Source organism: Streptomyces sp. NPDC002309 (assembly GCF_053593375.1).
Genome location: NZ_JBSFCI010000016.1, coordinates 51,444 through 67,449 on the forward strand (window position 1 = coordinate 51,444; position 16,006 = coordinate 67,449).

At 73.9% G+C, this 16,006-nt stretch carries 13 protein-coding genes; 7 read left to right on the plus strand and 6 right to left on the minus strand.

What is annotated here, in order from left to right; all coding sequences use genetic code 11:
• Positions 1-70 precede the first annotated feature (70 nt).
• Positions 71-2,512, plus strand: a complete 2,442-nt coding sequence (locus ACWCPM_RS15555; protein ID WP_450976688.1) for a right-handed parallel beta-helix repeat-containing protein — start codon at positions 71-73, stop codon at positions 2,510-2,512.
• 9 nt (positions 2,513-2,521) lie between these two features.
• On the opposite strand, the gene ACWCPM_RS15560 is transcribed toward ACWCPM_RS15555, so the two are convergent.
• Positions 2,522-4,855: a hypothetical protein gene (locus tag ACWCPM_RS15560; protein WP_450976689.1), complete on the minus strand. Its 2,334-nt coding sequence runs from the start codon at positions 4,853-4,855 to the stop codon at positions 2,522-2,524.
• A 303-nt stretch (positions 4,856-5,158) separates the two neighbouring features.
• Between ACWCPM_RS15560 and ACWCPM_RS15565 the strand changes: the two genes are divergently transcribed.
• Together ACWCPM_RS15565 and ACWCPM_RS15570 are read left to right on the plus strand one after the other, a co-directional pair.
• Positions 5,159-5,989 carry a DeoR/GlpR family DNA-binding transcription regulator gene (locus ACWCPM_RS15565; protein ID WP_450976690.1) on the plus strand — a complete coding sequence of 277 codons (831 nt, stop codon included), beginning with the start codon at positions 5,159-5,161 and terminating at the stop codon, positions 5,987-5,989.
• 282 nt (positions 5,990-6,271) lie between these two features.
• Positions 6,272-6,742, plus strand: a complete 471-nt coding sequence (locus tag ACWCPM_RS15570; RefSeq protein WP_450976691.1) for an SRPBCC family protein — start codon at positions 6,272-6,274, stop codon at positions 6,740-6,742.
• A gap of 65 nt (positions 6,743-6,807) precedes the next feature.
• On the opposite strand, the gene ACWCPM_RS15575 is transcribed toward ACWCPM_RS15570, so the two are convergent.
• Positions 6,808-7,932, minus strand: coding sequence for a PLP-dependent cysteine synthase family protein (locus ACWCPM_RS15575; protein ID WP_450976692.1), 1,125 nt, complete (start codon positions 7,930-7,932; stop codon positions 6,808-6,810).
• Positions 7,933-8,340: 408 nt separating this feature from the next.
• Here ACWCPM_RS15575 and ACWCPM_RS15580 point away from each other — a divergent pair, with 408 nt between their 5' ends.
• Together ACWCPM_RS15580 and ACWCPM_RS15585 are read left to right on the plus strand one after the other, a co-directional pair.
• The gene (locus tag ACWCPM_RS15580; RefSeq protein WP_450976693.1) at positions 8,341-8,664 is read left to right on the plus strand and encodes a hypothetical protein; all 324 of its coding nucleotides are present in this window, start codon (positions 8,341-8,343) and stop codon (positions 8,662-8,664) included.
• A 685-nt stretch (positions 8,665-9,349) separates the two neighbouring features.
• Positions 9,350-9,874, plus strand: a complete 525-nt coding sequence (locus tag ACWCPM_RS15585) for an ATP-binding protein (RefSeq protein ID WP_450976694.1) — start codon at positions 9,350-9,352, stop codon at positions 9,872-9,874.
• Between the two features lie 206 nt (positions 9,875-10,080).
• Here ACWCPM_RS15585 and ACWCPM_RS15590 read toward each other — a convergent pair whose 3' ends face one another.
• Together ACWCPM_RS15590 and ACWCPM_RS15595 are read right to left on the minus strand one after the other, a co-directional pair.
• Positions 10,081-11,325: an ROK family protein gene (locus ACWCPM_RS15590; RefSeq protein ID WP_450976695.1), complete on the minus strand. Its 1,245-nt coding sequence runs from the start codon at positions 11,323-11,325 to the stop codon at positions 10,081-10,083.
• Positions 11,326-11,352: 27 nt separating this feature from the next.
• Complete coding sequence (locus ACWCPM_RS15595; protein WP_450976696.1) at positions 11,353-12,018, minus strand: alpha-ketoglutarate-dependent dioxygenase AlkB family protein; 666 nt, start codon at positions 12,016-12,018, stop codon at positions 11,353-11,355.
• Between the two features lie 67 nt (positions 12,019-12,085).
• Between ACWCPM_RS15595 and ACWCPM_RS15600 the strand changes: the two genes are divergently transcribed.
• On the plus strand, positions 12,086-13,219 hold the full coding sequence (locus ACWCPM_RS15600) for a methyltransferase (RefSeq protein WP_450976781.1): 1,134 nt from the start codon (positions 12,086-12,088) through the stop codon (positions 13,217-13,219).
• Here ACWCPM_RS15600 and ACWCPM_RS15605 read toward each other — a convergent pair.
• Entirely contained in the window at positions 13,209-14,066 is an 858-nt protein-coding gene (locus ACWCPM_RS15605; RefSeq protein ID WP_450976697.1) for a class II fructose-bisphosphate aldolase, read from the minus strand. The genes ACWCPM_RS15600 and ACWCPM_RS15605 overlap by 11 nt on opposite strands.
• A gap of 110 nt (positions 14,067-14,176) precedes the next feature.
• Positions 14,177-15,052 (minus strand): SIS domain-containing protein, encoded by an 876-nt coding sequence (locus ACWCPM_RS15610; RefSeq protein WP_450976698.1) that lies wholly within the window; start codon positions 15,050-15,052, stop codon positions 14,177-14,179.
• Between the two features lie 125 nt (positions 15,053-15,177).
• Between ACWCPM_RS15610 and ACWCPM_RS15615 the strand changes: the two genes are divergently transcribed.
• Positions 15,178-15,957 (plus strand): DeoR/GlpR family DNA-binding transcription regulator, encoded by a 780-nt coding sequence (locus ACWCPM_RS15615; RefSeq protein WP_450976699.1) that lies wholly within the window; start codon positions 15,178-15,180, stop codon positions 15,955-15,957.
• Positions 15,958-16,006: the final 49 nt, after the last annotated feature.

Here is a 16,006-nt window from a genome sequence, read left to right on the forward strand (position 1 = left end):
GGCCGTGGTGGCCGTGGTGGCCGCGGGCGATCGAGCATCAGTACGACCGAGGTGGGGGCACGGCAACGCCATGGCACAGGGCACGGTCCAGGTGACGCACGCGGGTACCTCGCGGTGGCGGCGCCGCACAGGTGAGTACGCCTCGCTCGCCGCCGCCCTGGAGGCCGCGGCCGACGGTGACATCCTCACCATCGCCCCGGGGACCTACCGGGAGAACCTCGTCGTGCAGCGGGCGGTGACCCTGCGCGGACCCGAGGGCTCCCCCGGATCGGTGCGGATCGCGCCCGCCGACGGGGTGCCGCTCACCGTGCGCGCCTCCGCGGTGATCCAGGACCTGCACGTGGAGGGCCAGGACGCGGCGGCACCCGCGCTGCTCGTCGAGGAGGGCACGCCGGAGCTGACCGACGTCCGGGTCGTCACCCGGTCCGCCACCGGGATCGAGGTGCGCGGCAGCGCCCGGCCGACCGTGCGCCGGTGCACCGTCGACAACCCGGCGGGCATCGGGATCGCGGTGGTCGACGGCGGCGCCGGGGTGTTCGAGGACTGCGAGGTCGTCGCCGCCGGGCAGGCCGGGGTGGCCGTGCGCGGCGGCGCGCATCCGCGTCTGGAACGCTGCCGGGTGCACCACGCCGCGGGTTCGGGCCTCACCGCGACCGGGGAGAACTCCGCGCTGGAGGCCGTGGGGTGCGAGGTCTACGAGGTCCGCGGGAGCGGAGTGCAGATCACCGGCCGGGCCACGGCCCACCTCACGGACTGCGACGTGCACCGCACCACGGGCGACGGGGTCACCCTCGACACGGACGCCGTGCTCACCCTCGCCGACTGCCGTATCCACGACATCCCCGAGAACGCGGTCGATCTGCGCTCCCGCTCCGTCCTGACGATGACCCGCACCAGCGTGCGGCAGTTCGGGCGCAACGGCCTGTCGGTGTGGGACCCGGGCACGCGCGTGGACGCCAACCAGTGCGAGATCTTCGACAGCACCGGCGACTACCCTGCGGTCTGGGTCAGCGACGGCGCCACGGCGGTGCTGGACTCCTGCCGAGTGCACGACGTGCCCGACGCGCTGTTCGTCCTCGACCGCGGCTCGCGCGCGGACGTCGTCGACAGCGACCTGTTCCAGGTGCGCAACACGGCCGTGTCGGTGAGCGACGGCGCGACCGCGCAGCTCGACGACTGCCGGATCAGGGACGCCGCGACCGGCGCGTGGTTCCGGGACCACGGCAGCGGCGGCACCCTCGGCAACTGCACGCTGGACGGCACCCAGACCGGCGTCATCGTCACCAAGGGGGCCGACCCCACCATCGAGCGGTGCACGGTCGACTCCCCCGCCGAGGCCGGGTTCTACGTCTCGGCGGGCGGTCGCGGCAGCTTCCTCGACTGCCGGGTGCGGGGCAGCGGCGGATACGGCTTCCATGTGCTCGACGGCTGCCGTACGACGCTCCGCAAGTGCCGCACGGAGCGGTGCGCGCGCGGCGGTTACGAGTTCGCGGACGGCGGCCCCGACGCCGAGTCGGGAACGGGACCGGTCGTGGAGGACTGCACCAGCGACGAGAGCGCCGGGCTGCGCAGCCCCACGGCACCCCCCGAGCCGGCCGTCCAGACGACGGGTCAGGCACCGGGGCTGCTCGGCGCGATCCCCGGGCAGCGCACGACCGAGCAGGAGCCTCTCGTCACCGCCGCGCAGCCGCAGACACCGGGCAGGACCTCCCAGGCCGTCATGGGTGAACTGGACGCCCTGGTGGGCCTGGACAGCGTCAAGCGCGAGGTGCGGGCGCTCACCGACATGATCGAGGTGGGCCGGCGCCGGCAGCAGGCGGGTCTGAAGGCCGCGTCGGTCAAGCGGCACCTGGTCTTCACGGGCTCCCCCGGTACCGGCAAGACCACGGTCGCGCGGCTGTACGGCGAGATCCTCGCCTCGCTCGGGGTGCTGGACAAGGGCCATCTGGTCGAGGTGTCCCGTGTCGATCTGGTGGGCGAGCACATCGGCTCGACCGCCATCCGCACCCAGGAGGCGTTCGAACGGGCGCGGGGCGGCGTGCTGTTCATCGACGAGGCGTACGCGCTGTCCCCGGAGGACGCGGGGCGGGACTTCGGCAAGGAGGCCATCGACACACTGGTGAAGCTCATGGAGGACCACCGGGACGCGGTCGTGGTGATCGTCGCGGGCTACACGGCCGAGATGGAGCGCTTCCTGTCCGTCAACCCCGGTGTGGCGTCCCGCTTCTCACGCACCATCACCTTCGGCGACTACGGTCCGGGCGAACTGCTGCGGATCGTGGAGCAGCAGGCCGAGGAGCACGAGTACCGGCTCGCGCCGGGCGCCGCGGAGGCGCTGCTGAAGTACTTCACGGACCTGCCGAAGGGCCCCGCGTTCGGCAACGGCCGTACCGCGCGGCAGACCTTCGAGGCGATGGTGGAACGCCACGCGAGCCGTGTCGCCCAGGTCGACGAGCCGAGCACGGACGAGCTGACCCTGCTCTACGCGGAGGATCTGCCCGAGCCGACCTGAGCGTGCGCGTCAGGGCGTGTCCCCGGGGCGCTGGCCGGGCAGCCCCGGGTGGAGCCGGTCGAGCAGGCGGCCGCGTTCCCGGTCGAAGGCCGGGTCGGCCTGGTAGTCGGAGTGGCCGAGGATCGGGGCGGGCAGCGGATGGAGATCGCCGCGGGCGTGGGCGAGGGGGTCGCGCATCGGCTCGCAGTCGACCTCGGGACCGTCGCCGCCGGGCACGTGAACGGGGCCGCCGATCGGGTCGGTGAGCCGGTACAGGTTGCGCCAGCGGTCGACCTCCTCGTGCAGGGCGGCGAGCGGGGCCGGGCCGAAGTGGGCGGGGAACCAGCGGCCGTACAGCCGCTCCAGCGGTGAGCCGTAGGTCAGCAGCGCGACGCGGCCGCGCACGGCCGGCGTCAACTGCCAGGCAGCGGCGGCGGCGAGGACACTGCCCTGGGAGTGGCCGGAGATGACCAGCCGGCCGCCGGTCGTGCGGGTCCAGGTGGTGATCCGCCAGGTCAGGTCGGGCACCGCGCGCTCGGCGTAGCAGGGCGGTGAGAAGGGGTGCGCGGCGCGCGGCCAGAAGGTGCCGACGTCCCACAGAACGCCGACGGTGCGCCGCGCGGACATGTCCTTGTAGGCGCGTCTGCCCAGGGTGACGAACAGGATGAAGCCGAAGCCGACCAGCCAGGAGCCGAGTGCCTGGGAGGTGTCCGCGACGCCGTGGACGATCGGGTGGGTGTGCCGCGCCGCCGCTCCGGGGGCCTTGTCCGTGGCCAGCGCACCGACCAGCGCGCCGGTGCCCAGGATCAGGGAGACGACGGCGACGGCCGCGACGAGGAGGGGACCGCGGTCGGTGAGGGTGGCCATCGCGCGCGTGCGGGCGATACGGCGGGTGCGGTCGGGATCCTTGGCCTCACCCGCGTAGTCCTCCTCGACGACGGCGCGCTCGGCGCGGACCTGCCGCAGGGTGCGCCACGCCTGCCAGCCGGCGAGCAGGAGCAGGATCACGAGCAGCGGCGGGATCACCGATGCCTGCCAGGTCAGCACGACCGGCGGGCCGGGCAGGGAGGCCCGGGTGCCGTCCAGCCAGTCGGCCACGCGCTGTGAGAGTCCGCCGGACATCACGCCGCCCAGCGCGCAGGCCAGCATCGCGACCGCGGGTCCGGCGAGGCCCCGCATCGCGGCGCGCGGGTCGGGGTCGCTGCGGTGGAGCAGGTGGGCGACGACCGCGAGGACGATCACCAGCAGTCCCTGGGCCAGGGCGATGCCTCCGAAGGCCGCGTGGCCGGGCAGCCGGCCGGACGACTCCCACGCCGGGCGTTCCCAGCAGGCGTGGACCAGGGTGAGGACGAGCAGGACCAGGGCGGCGAGCGGCAGGTGCCGTACGAGGGTGGCGTCGATCTCCCGGTCGAGGTGCTTCTCGCTGCGGCCGCGCCGGCAGACCACCACGACCACCGCGACCGCGGCGAGGACGAGCGCCGCCTCCAGCACCCGGCCCGTCGCCTCCAGGGCCGCCGGGCCGCCCGTCTCACGGTCGCGGCGGGCGGCTGCCTGGACGACCGCGGCGGCCACGGTGAGCAGACCGGCTGCGGTGTGGGCGCCGCGCAGCCGGGCGACCAGGCGCCGGCCGTACCAGAAGCCGGGGCGGCCGAGCGCGCTGCGGGCGGGCTCCTCGGCGGGTTCACGGACGAGCGGCTGCTCCGACTCGTACGCGCTCCAGGTGCGCCGGGAGAGGTACCAGAGCAGACCGACCAGGGCGGCGGGCACCAGGGACGCGAGGGCCAGACGGCGGCCCGGCGGGCTCCACCAGCCGTCGCCGGACGCGGTGGGCGACAGGAAGCCCAGCCAGGTGTGCCGTTCGGAGCACGCGCGCGTGCCCGCGCACTGCCAGGCGGTGAGGTCCAGCGCGACCTCGCACGCGGCCGCGACCAGGAGCACCGTCAGGCTGAGACCGACGAGCCGCACCAGCAGCCCGTAGAGGCGGATCGTGCGGGCGCGGTCGCGGGCCGAGGGACGCATCCAGTGGGCGAGGTTGGCCACCATGAACGGCACCAAGAGCAGCCACAGGGCTCGTGCGCCGTTCCCGGAGGTGAGGTTGCACCAGACGTAGGCCTCGGGCACCGGGCGGCCGTCGGTCGCGTGGCCGGCGGGGCGGTTCTCCGCGTCCACGTCGTCGGCGCGGCGGAAGACCGCGGCCGTGTCGTCGCCGGAGACGCGCACGGTGCGCGGATCGTCCAGCATGTGCTCGGGCGTGGCGCCGCCCACGCCGTGGACCAGGAGTTCCAGGGTGGCTCCGGTTTCCGCCGACCGTGCCGCGGGGCCTGCCGCCCTGTCGTCCAGGCCGCGTTCCTGCGCGCTGTCCACTCTCCGCACTTCCCCCGTTGTCGTTCGCACGTCCCCGGGACACGCCGTCAGCATGTCCATGCGGCACCAGGATCTCCCGTGGGGAGGCGTTGCACACCCCTCGTCACGGAATCTCCCCGATCCGTGTGAGGGGGCGGGCGACGGACGAGACCCAGGTGACATGTGCGCGTCGCGCAGCCGGTGGCGCGACGCGGGTCCAGCCGTGCGAACATGGGACGCTCACGCACCGGGGGCGCGAGAATGTCCTAGTGGGAGCAGGTGCGGGGGTCTGCAGGACGGCTCGAGGAAAGGACCGGAGCGTACGTGAGTGAGAATCAGAACCTCCTCGCGGAGCAGCGGCGCGCCCTGATCCTCGACGAGGTGCGGCGGCGCGGCGGCGTGCGCGTCAACGAGCTGACCCGCAAGCTCGGCGTGTCCGACATGACCGTCCGCCGCGATCTGGACGCGCTGGCCCGCCAGGGTGTCCTGGAGAAGGTGCACGGCGGCGCGGTGCCGGTGCCGGAGGCGAGCACCCACGAGCCGGGCTTCGAGGCGAAGTCGGGCCTGGAGCTGAGCGCCAAGGAGGACATCGCTAAGGCCGCGGCGCAGTTGGTGGCGCCGGGCTCGGCGATCGCGCTGTCGGGCGGGACGACGACCTACGCGCTGGCGCATCAGCTGCAGGAGGTCGCCGACCTCACCGTGGTCACGAACTCCGTGCGGGTGGCCGACGTCTTCCACGCGGCGCAGCGCTCCTCCGGTCAGCGCCAGGGCGCCGCCACCGTCGTGCTGACCGGCGGGGTGCGCACGCCCTCCGACTCGCTGGTGGGACCGGTCGCGGACCAGGCGATCGCCACGCTCCACTTCGACGTGCTGTTCCTCGGCGTGCACGGGATATCGGCGGAGGCCGGTCTGTCGACCCCGAATCTCGCGGAGGCCGAGACCAACCGGCGGCTGGTGCAGTCGGCGCGGCGGGTCGTGGTGGTCGCCGACCACACCAAGTGGGGGACGGTGGGGCTGAGTTCGTTCGCGACCCTCGACCAGGTCGACACGCTGGTGACCGACTCCCGGCTGGCCGACGAGGCACGCCAGGAGATCGCGGAGCATCTGCGGCAGCTGATCGTCGCGGGCGAGGACGAGAGCGCCGACGAGCTCTGACGCCGTGCGCGCCGCAGACATGCGGCGCGGCCGCGGCCAGTGCCGCGTCAGTCAGGGTTTGCCCGTGAGGAGCGGCGTCGTGGGGGCCCCTCCCGCTCGAGCGAAGCCGAGAGTGGGGGAGCGTGCTCTCGGCGTGCCGGCCGGAAGCCCTCGTACTGGACGTACTCGGGCTTTCGGCCGGTGCGGCGAGAGGGCGTGCCGGGCGTCGCGACGGGGCGAACCCTGGCTCAGGCGGCGCTAGGGTGAGCGGCCCGGTCCCGCCCGTCGTACAGAGGGTTTCGCATGGCGCGCCGACTGCGTCCGGTGGACGTCGACTTCGTCCGCTCCGCTCCGGTACGGCTGGTCTTCGAGCGGCAGATCTCCGCGTGCCCCGAGTCCGTCTTCCGCGCGCTGGCCGAGGACGTGGCCGGCTGGCCGCAGTGGTTCTCGGCGGTGACGACGGCGCGGCCGACCGACGGCGGTGCCGGGCGGGAGGTCAGGCTGCGGGGCGGCGCGCGGTTCACGGAGACGATCCTCGTGGCGAAGGGGCCCGAGGTGTACGCGTATCGCGTCGACGAGACCAACGCGCCGGGCGTGAGCGCGCTCGTCGAGGAGTGGCGGCTCACGCCCGCCGGCACCGGTACGCGGGTGCGGTTCACGTTCGCGGCCGACGGCCCGGCGGTCGTCCGCGCGGCGCTGAGGCCGGCCCGCCCGGGCCTGGGGTGGGCGTTCCGCAAGGCGGTGACGACGCTGGACCGACGGCTGGCACGGTAGGGCGCCTAGGCCGGGGCGGACGCCGGTCGGCGTCGAGAACCGGTCGGTGCTCGCGCCGCCCTGGCTCAGTCGGGCCAGACGCCCGTGGCCAGCAGGGACTCGATGGCCGCGCTGTACGGGGCGATGTCCAGGCCCTGTTCGGCCAGCCAGGCGTCGGAGTAGTACTTGTCGAGGTAGCGGTCGCCCGGGTCGCACAGCAGGGTGACGACGCTGCCGTTGCGGCCCTCGGCGACCATCTCGGCGACGATCTTCAGGGCGCTCCACAGCCCGGTGCCCGTCGAGCCGCCCGCCTTGCGCCCGATGCCCTGCTCCAGTGCGCGGACGGCGGCGACGCTCGCGGCGTCCGGCACCTTCATCATCCGGTCGATCGCACCGGGCACGAAGCTCGGTTCCATCCGGGGGCGGCCGATGCCCTCGATGCGGGAGCCGCAGTCGCATGTGACGTCCGGGTCGCCGGTCGTCCAGCCCTCGAAGAAGCAGGAGTTGTCCGGGTCGGCGACGCAGACGCGCGTGTCGTGGCCCAGGTAGTGGACGTAGCGGGCGATGGTCGCGGAGGTGCCGCCGGTGCCGGCCGTGGCGACGATCCACGCGGGTTCCGGGAATCGCTCCAACTCCATCTGGCGGAAGATGGATTCGGCGATGTTGTTGTTCCCGCGCCAGTCCGTGGCCCGTTCCGCGTAGGTGAACTGGTCCATGTAGTGGCCCCCGGTCTCGGCCGCGAGGCGGGTGGATTCCTCGTACATCTTGCGCGAGTCGTCCACGAAGTGGCAGCGCCCGCCGTGGAATTCGATCAGGCGGCACTTCTCGGCGCTCGTGGTCCTGGGCATCACCGCGATGAAGGGGACGCCGATCAGTTTCGCGAAGTACGCCTCGGAGACGGCCGTCGAGCCGCTGGACGCCTCGATGACCGGGCGGTCCGGACGGATCCAGCCGTTGCAGAGGCCGTAGAGGAACAGCGAGCGGGCGAGGCGGTGCTTGAGGCTGCCGGTCGGATGGGTCGACTCGTCCTTGAGGTAGAGGTCGATGCCCCAGTGCTCCGGCAGCGGGAAGCGGAGGAGATGGGTGTCGGCCGAGCGGTTGGCGTCGGCCTGCACCTTGCGGACGGCGTCCTTCAGCCAGAGGCGGTAGGCGGAGTCGGTGCGGTCGACGTCGAGGGTGGCGCCGGTCCTGGTCTGCTGAGGGGTGGTCACGGCGGGGCTCCTTAGGGCTGCACGCCGACGGCGGGTCGCGCGGCCGACACACCGATCATAGGCAGCTTGCGCACGCTTCTCACCTGCATAAACGCATCTTTGGGGCACTCAAAGCCGCGAGGGGGGCGAGAGGGCGGACGGAGCCCCGGAGACCGTCCGGCCGGGCACCTCACCGCCGGGCGGCACCCATCGGCCGCGCCCTCGGCAGGCCGTGGCCGCACGCGGTTCCCGGCGGCCGGGAACGTCGCCTCGGCCGGCCACGGGCGGGGGCGCATTCACGTGAGTGCACCGGGTGGCCTATGCCTCGGTGACGTGCGCACTGGTGCGCGACCACGGGGCCGTGCAGACTGCACCGGGTGGGACGGAGACCCGGAAGAGGACCCGCGGGCGACAAGGGGGCGGGAGGGCATGGCGGAGCCGGAGTTCACGGCCTTGGGCGTGCGGATCGGGAAGGGCCTGCGCTCTCTCACCCGGGCCGGACAGGTCCGGATCAGCGGCGGCCGGGTGGAGCTGCTCACCAGCTACGGCAGCGAGATCGACAGCGCGCCGGTGCAGTCCGTGCGCGCGTCGAAGCCGTGGTTCGCCTCCGCCGACCGAGCGCTGGCGGACATCAACGGCAAGCGCTACGTGCTGACCTTGGGCGAGCAGGACCCGGCCCCCGGCGAACCAGGGCCGCCCGCGGCACGCCGGTTCATCGAGGCCGTCCGCAGGGCGGCGGGGCGCGGCACCTGACGGGTGCCTCGGGCCCTTCGCCGGTACGGACCGCCCCTGGCGGGCGGGGGCCGATCGCCGGTTGCGGTGGGCGACGCGGGCCGGGACAGGCCGGTCGCGCAGAGCGACGCGGGCGGGAGCCGACCACCTGTTGCGACGGGCGGCGCGCTTCGGGGCAGACCACCGGCTGCGACGGGACGCGCTCGTCCGGGCCGACCGACACCGACAGGCGCCGCGAACCGGGGCGGACAGACCCCTCACCACAACAGGGACCTGGGCCGACCACCGATCACGGCCGACGGCACGCGTCCGGGCCGACCACCGGGAGCGACGGGCCGCGCGGGTCCGGGCCGATCGCCGGTTGCGGTGGGCGGCGCGGGCCGGGGCAGGCCGGTCACACAGAGCGACGCGGGCCGGAGTCGGCCACCGGTAGCGACGGGCCGCGCGGGTCCGGGGCGACCACCGGTAGCGACGGGCCGCGCGAACCGACGTGGCCGAGACTCGTCGGGACCGCCCCCCTTCCGGAACACGGCGAGTTGCGGCCTTCCACCCCTTGCGCCACTCTGGTCTCACGTCACTCTGGGTTTACCGGCGATAACGCTGCGAACCAGCCCGCCGGACACGACAGCAGGCGGCCGTTTCCACTCAGGCGCTGCTGGATCCGAACTCCGTGTTCTTCCGGGCCTCACGTCGGGGAGTCGCAGCAGTGATCAGTCACCCAAGCAGGCACTGCACGGTGGAGCTCCAAGCCCTGCCGTCGCGGATCGGCCAGGTCCGCAGAATCGTATCTGCGCAGTTGCGCTACTGGCATCTGGATCCCCTGATAGACCGAGCGGCGCTCGGTGTGACCGAGTTGCTCTCGAACGTCCACCGGCATGCCCTGCCCGACAAGACGTGCACCGTCGAGATCGAGCTCCTGCTCGACCGGCTCACCGTCTCGGTGCACGACCGTGATCCGCGTCTGCCCGTCGTGGCCGACGCGGATCCGCTGGCCACCTGCGGGCGGGGGCTGGCGATGGTGGCGGCGATGAGCGAGAGCTGGGGCGTGCGACCGGACGGCGACAACGGAAAGATCGTGTGGTTCACGCTGCCCACGACGACCCCCGCCGTGAAGGCGCAGCCGCGTCCGGCCCGCCGTACGGTCACGGAACCGGTACGCCTCGTCGCGGAGGTCGAACCGATCGGCCGCGTGCCCGAACACACTCCCGCCCGGTCGGCCGTCGCCGGCTGACCGGGCGGTGAGCGAACCACGCCCGGCGCGCTGAACGGCGTCGCGCCGTGGCGACGGCCAGCGCCGAGCCGGGCCGGACGCTCACCCCGTACCGGTCTGCCATCGGCCGCGGCTCCGGTCGTTCGTCGACGACCACGCACGCGCCGTTCGTCGACGGCCAAGCACGCGCCGTTTCCTCACCGACGTCATGACCCGGCCGGTCGGCCTCAGGTCTGCGCCAGCACTCCCAGCGGATCGTCCAGGGCCGGCTGCCACGCCAACTCCGCCGCTCCGACCAGGCTGTTGTGGTCCAGGGAACAGGCCAGGATCGGCACTCCGCCGCTCTGGCCCCACAGGCTGCGGTCGGCGACCACCGCCCGCAGGCGCTCGGGGTCGGCGTCGAGGAGGGTGCGGTGCAGGCCGCCCAGAATGATCCGGTCGGGGTTGAGGATGTTCACCAGTCCGGCGAGACCGAGTCCCAGCCGGTCGATGAGAGCCTCGGTGGCCATCCGGACGGCGGGGTCGGCGTACTGGTGCCGGATGAGGTCGTCGGCCTGCTTCAGCAGGGACACCTCCGGGCCCGGTTCGAGGCCGGCCGTGGTGAGGAAGGCGAGCGGGTCCGCCTCGACGTCGAGGCAGCCGCGGCTGCCGCAGTGACAGGGGCGGCCCTCGGGGTTGACCGTGAGATGGCCGACCTCCAGCGCGAGGCCCGAACTGCCGGTGTGCAGCCGCCCGTCGAGCACCAGCGCGCCGCCGACGCCGCGGTGCCCGGTGGCCACGCACAGCAGATCGCGGGCGCCCCGCCCCGCGCCGTGCCGGTGCTCGGCGAGCGCCGCGAGGTTGACGTCGTTGGCCGCGAACGCGGGGCCGTCGATCCCGGCCGCGCGCACGCACTCGGCGAAGATCTCCCGTACCGGCGCCCCCGCCGGCCATGCCAGGTGCAGGGGGTTCAGCGCCAGCCCCGCGGGTTCGGCGACCGCCGAGGGCACGGCGAGCCCGGCCCCCACGCACCGCCGGCCGGTCTCGCGCAGCAGTTCGGCGCCCGCCTCCACGACCGACCCCAGCACCTTCGCAGGGTCGGCGTCGACGGTCTCGCAGCCGGGCGCGGTCGCGACGATCCGCCCGCCGAGACCGACCAGCGCGGCCCGGAAGCCGTCGGCGTGCACCTGGGCGGCGAGTGCCACGGGGCCGTCCTCGGCGAGCGCCAGCCGGTGCGAGGGGCGACCCTGGGAGCCCGCGGCGGCGCCGGGCCGGGCGTCCACGCGGATCAGGCCCAGCGCCTCCAGTTCCGCGGCGACCGCGCCGGCCGTGGCACGGGTGACGCCGAGTTCGGCGGTGAGGACGGCACGCGTCGGGGCGCGCCCGGTGTGCACGAGCTCCAACGCGGGCCCGAGCGCTCCGCGCCCCCGGTCCAACCGCGCTCTCGAGGTGGTCCCTTCCCCCGCCGTCCGGGGGTCCGCCTTGCCGCTCATGAGGGCGAGTCTCCCATGATCCGCCGCTCAGCCGACGGGGGCCTGGAAGCCGCTCACGCGCAGGGTCAGGTTCAGCCGCCCGGTCAGCCCCAGCCGACCGGGCCCGCTGCCCGGAAGTACCCGGGGCACCCCGTGGTGGGCGAGCCGCGACGGCCCTCCGAAGACGAACAGGTCGCCGCTGCGCAGCTCGACGTCGGTGTAAGGGCGCGTACGGGTCTCGGTGTTGCCGAAGCGGAAGACGCAGGTGTCACCCAGGCTCAGGGACACGACGGGTGCGTCGGACCTCTCGTCGCCGTCGCGGTGCATGCCCATACGGGCGTCGCCGTCGTAGAAGTTGATCAGCGCGATGTCGTACCCGGCGCCGGTCGCCGCCTCCGCGCCGAGCGCCTCGGTCACCGCTCGCCTGCCCAGGTCGCCGAGCCAGGCCGGGAAGGGCTTCACCGGGGTGCCGTCGCCGTCCGCGACCGTACGGGCGTAGGCGTACGGGTACCAGTGCCAGCCCAGGCAGACCTGCCGGGCGGTCATGGTGCCGCCGCCCGGAGTGCGGACCGTGCGCAGCCCGGCGGGCGGGCGCGCCCACTCCCGGCAGGCGTTCAGCAGCTGACTCTGGGCGTCCCCGTCCAGCCAGTCCGGCACGTGCACCGCGCCGGGCGCGACCTCCGCGCGCTCCCGGGGGAAGAGTTCGCCGTCCATGCCCTCCATCCTCGCGCACCGGCCATGAGCTGCGGCGGCTAGCCTGGACGGCACGATGAACGACCGTATGACGACGCCCTGGGGCGAGCTCGCGCTGGCCCGTTTTCCCGAGGACCCGCGCGACCGGCTGCGCGCGTGGGACGCCTCCGACGAGTATCTGCTCAGGCACCTCGCGGACCAGGAGGTCCCGCTGTCGGGGACGGTCGTGGTGGTCGGGGACCGCTGGGGCGCGCTGGTGACGGCGCTCGCGCGGCACGCGCCGGTGCAGATCACGGACTCCCACCTCGCCCAGGAGGCGACCCGGGCCAATCTCGCCCGGGCCGGCGTCGAGCCGGGCACGGTGTCTCTGCTCACCACGCGGGACGCGCCGCCGGAGCGGGTCGACGTGCTGCTCGTGCGCGTGCCGAAGAGCCTGGCGCTCCTGGAGGACCAGTTGCTGCGGCTGGCGCCCGCCGTGCACGAGGGCACGGTCGTCGTCGGCACCGGGATGGTGAAGGAGATCCACACCTCGACGCTGGACCTGTTCGAGCGGATCCTCGGCCCGACCCGTACGTCGCTCGCGGAGAAAAAGGCCCGGTTGATCCTCTGCGCGCCGGACCCGTCGCGCGAACGGCCCGCGAACCCGTGGCCGCACAGCTACGCGCTCCCGGAGGGCGTCGGCCCGGTGTCCGGGCACACGGTCGTCAACCACGCGGGGGTCTTCTGCGCGGACCGGCTCGACATCGGCACCCGGTTCTTCCTGGCCCATCTGCCGCGGACCGCCGGGGCGGGCCGGGTGGTGGACCTGGGGTGCGGCAACGGCGTCGTCGGTACGGCGGTGGCGCTTGCCGACCCGGCCGCCGAGGTGCTGTTCGTGGACGAGTCGTTCCAGGCCGTGGCCTCGGCGGAGGCGACGTACAAGGCGAACGGGGTGCCCGGGCACGCCGAGTTCCGGGTCGGCGACGGGCTGGCCGGGGTGGCGTCCGGGAGCGTCGATCTGGTGCTGAACAACCCGCCGTTCCACTCGCACCAGGCGACGACCGACGCGACCGCCTGGCGGATGTTCACGGGCGCGCGGCGGGCGTTGCGGCCCGGCGGTGAGCTGTGGGTGATCGGCAACCGGCACCTCGGGTACCACCTGAAGCTGCGACGGCTGTTCGGGAACAGTCATCTCGTGGCGAGCGACGCCAAGTTCGTGGTGCTGAAGGCCGTCAAGCGGTAGGCGCGAGCGTGCGCAGGATCGACGCGACCTTCCGCACCATCGCCTCCCGGCCGACGCCGAGGTACTTGCGCGAGTCGACGGCCTCCGGATGCGCGGCGAGGAACTCCCTGATGGCGCCGGTCATGGCGATGTTCAGGGCGGTGCCGATGTTGACCTTGGCGATGCCGCCCGCCACGGCCGCGGTGAGTTCGCCGTCCGGGACTCCGGAGGAGCCGTGCAGGACGAGGGGGACGTCCAGGGTGGCGGAGAGGTGCTTCAGGAGGGTGTGGTCGAGGGTGGCGGTGCGGGTCGTCATGGCGTGGCTGCTGCCGATGGCGACGGCCAGCGCGTCCACCCCGGTGTCGGCGACAAAGGCGCGGGCCTGGGCGGGGTCGGTGCGGGCGCCGGGCGCGTGGGCGTCCAGCGGCGGCCGGCCGTCCTTGCCGCCGACCTGGCCCAGCTCGGCCTCGATCCACAGCCCTTGGGCGTGCGCCCAGTCGGCGGCGGCGCGGGTCGCCGCGAGGTTCTCGGCGTAGGACAGGCGCGCGGCGTCGTACATGACGGAGCTGAAGCCCGCGTCCGGAGCCTGGCGCAGCAGGCTGTCGCTCTGGATGTGGTCGAGGTGCAGCGCGACCGGTACGGCGGCGCGTTCGGCGGCGGTGACCGCGGCGCGGGCCAGCGGGAGCAGCCGGCCGTAGCGGAACGCGACGGCGTTCTCGCTGACCTGCAGCACGACCGGGCTCGTGGTGGTCTCGGCGCCGGCGACGACGGCCTCGATGTGTTCCAGCGTGATGATGTTGAAGGCGGCGACGGCGGAGCGGGACCGGGTGGCGCGCGCGACGAGCTCGCCGGTGGTCACGAGGGTCACGGGTCTCCTTGCTGGTGCTGCTCGGACGGGCACGTGGGCACGGGGCGGGACGGCCCCTCCCGGCGGACGTGTCTCAGAGGATCACCGAGCGGGTGGGGTGGCGGGGCCGGTCAGAGGATCACCGAGCGGGTGAGGTGGCGGGGCCGGTCCGGATCGAGGCCGCGGGCCGCCGCCACGGCCACGGCGAGGCGCTGGACGCGGATCAGTTCGGCGAGCGGGTCGAGGCGACCGGTCACCCACTGTCCGCCGGTGGCCCGCACCTGCTCGGCGAGCCCGTCGGGGGCGGGGCCGAGCATCCAGGTCGCGGTGCCCTCGGTGCTGATGCTGAGGGGGCCGTGCCGGTACTCCATCGCGGGGTAGGACTCCGTCCATGCCTGGGCCGCCTCGCGCATCTTCAGGGCGCCCTCGTGCGCGAGCCCCACGGTCCAGCCGGTGCCGAGGAAGGTGAACTGGCCGCGCTCCACGAGACCTTCGGGCAGCTCGGCCTCCAGCGCGGTGCGGGCGTCCAGGACGACGGCGTCGGTGTGCAGGCCCAGGTGGGCTCGGAGCAGGGTGAGCACGGTGGTGGCGAAACGCGTCTGCACGACCGACCGCTCGTCGGCGAAGTCGAGGACGACGACGTCGTCGGCCGCGTCCATGACGGGTGCGTGCGGGTCGGCGGTGATCGCTGAGGTGCGGGGGCGTCCGTTCACCCGGCGGAGCAGGTCGAGGACCTCGGTGGTGGTGCCGGAGCGGCTCAGGGCGAGGACGTGGTCGTAGCCGCGGCCGTGGGGGAACTCCGAGGCGGCGAAGGCGTCCGTCTCACCCTGGCCTGCCTCCTCACGCAGCGCGGCGACGGCCTGCGCCATGAAGTACGAGGTGCCGCATCCGACGATCGCGACGCGCTCCCCCGGCGCGGGCAGCGCCCCACGGCGCTCCGGCGCGAGCGCGGCGGCCCGGGTCCAGCACTCCGGCTGGCTGCGCAGCTCGTCCTCGACATGCGTCATGCCGTGCCCCTCCCGCATTTGATTGTTCCTGCAAGGTACAGCGCTATTTCAAGCAGAATCAAGCATTCTGACGAGCGACGGCTGCGCTAGGGTCACGGGTACCGAGGAACGCGCGGGAGGTGCGGATGTCGCGGGACGCCCGCTGGAAGGCGCTGCTGGAACTGCTCGTCGAGCGCGGCCGGCTGGACGTCGAGGAGGCCGCGGCGGAACTGGAGGTGTCGGCCGCGACGATCCGGCGGGATTTCGACCGGCTCGCCGAGCAGCAGATGCTGGTCCGCACCCGGGGTGGCGCGGTGGTGCACGGGGTCTCGTACGAGTTGCCGCTGCGCTACAAGACCGCGCGCCGTGCCTCCGAGAAGCAGCGCATCGCCCAGGCGGTGGCCGATCTCATCGCTCCCGGCGAGGCGGTCGGGCTGACGGGCGGCACGACCACCACGGAGGTGGCACGGGCCCTGGCCGTGCGCGGCGACCTGGCCGCCGGGGCGCCCGCGCTGACGGTCGTCACCAACGCGCTGAACATCGCCAACGAGCTGGCCGTGCGTCCGCAGTTCAAGATCGTGGTCACGGGTGGCGTCGCGCGGGCCCAGTCGTACGAGCTCATCGGGCCCCTCGCGGACGGTGTGCTGAGCCAGATCACGCTGGATGTGGCGGTGCTCGGGGTCGTCGGCCTGCACGTCACGGACGGGGCGGCGGCGCACGACGAGGCGGAGGCCGCGATCAACCGGCTGCTGTGCGAGCGCGCCGAGCGGGTGGTCGTCGCGGCCGACTCGAGCAAACTGGGGCGGCGCGCCTTCGCCCGGATCTGCGGCACCGAGCTGGTGGACACCCTCGTGACGGACACGGCGGCGGACGAGGAGACTCTGCGGCGCTTCGAGGAGGCGGGGGTAGCGGTCGTGGCGGTCTGACGGCCACGACCGCCCGACCTCGCACCGCACCGCACCGCACCGCACCGCA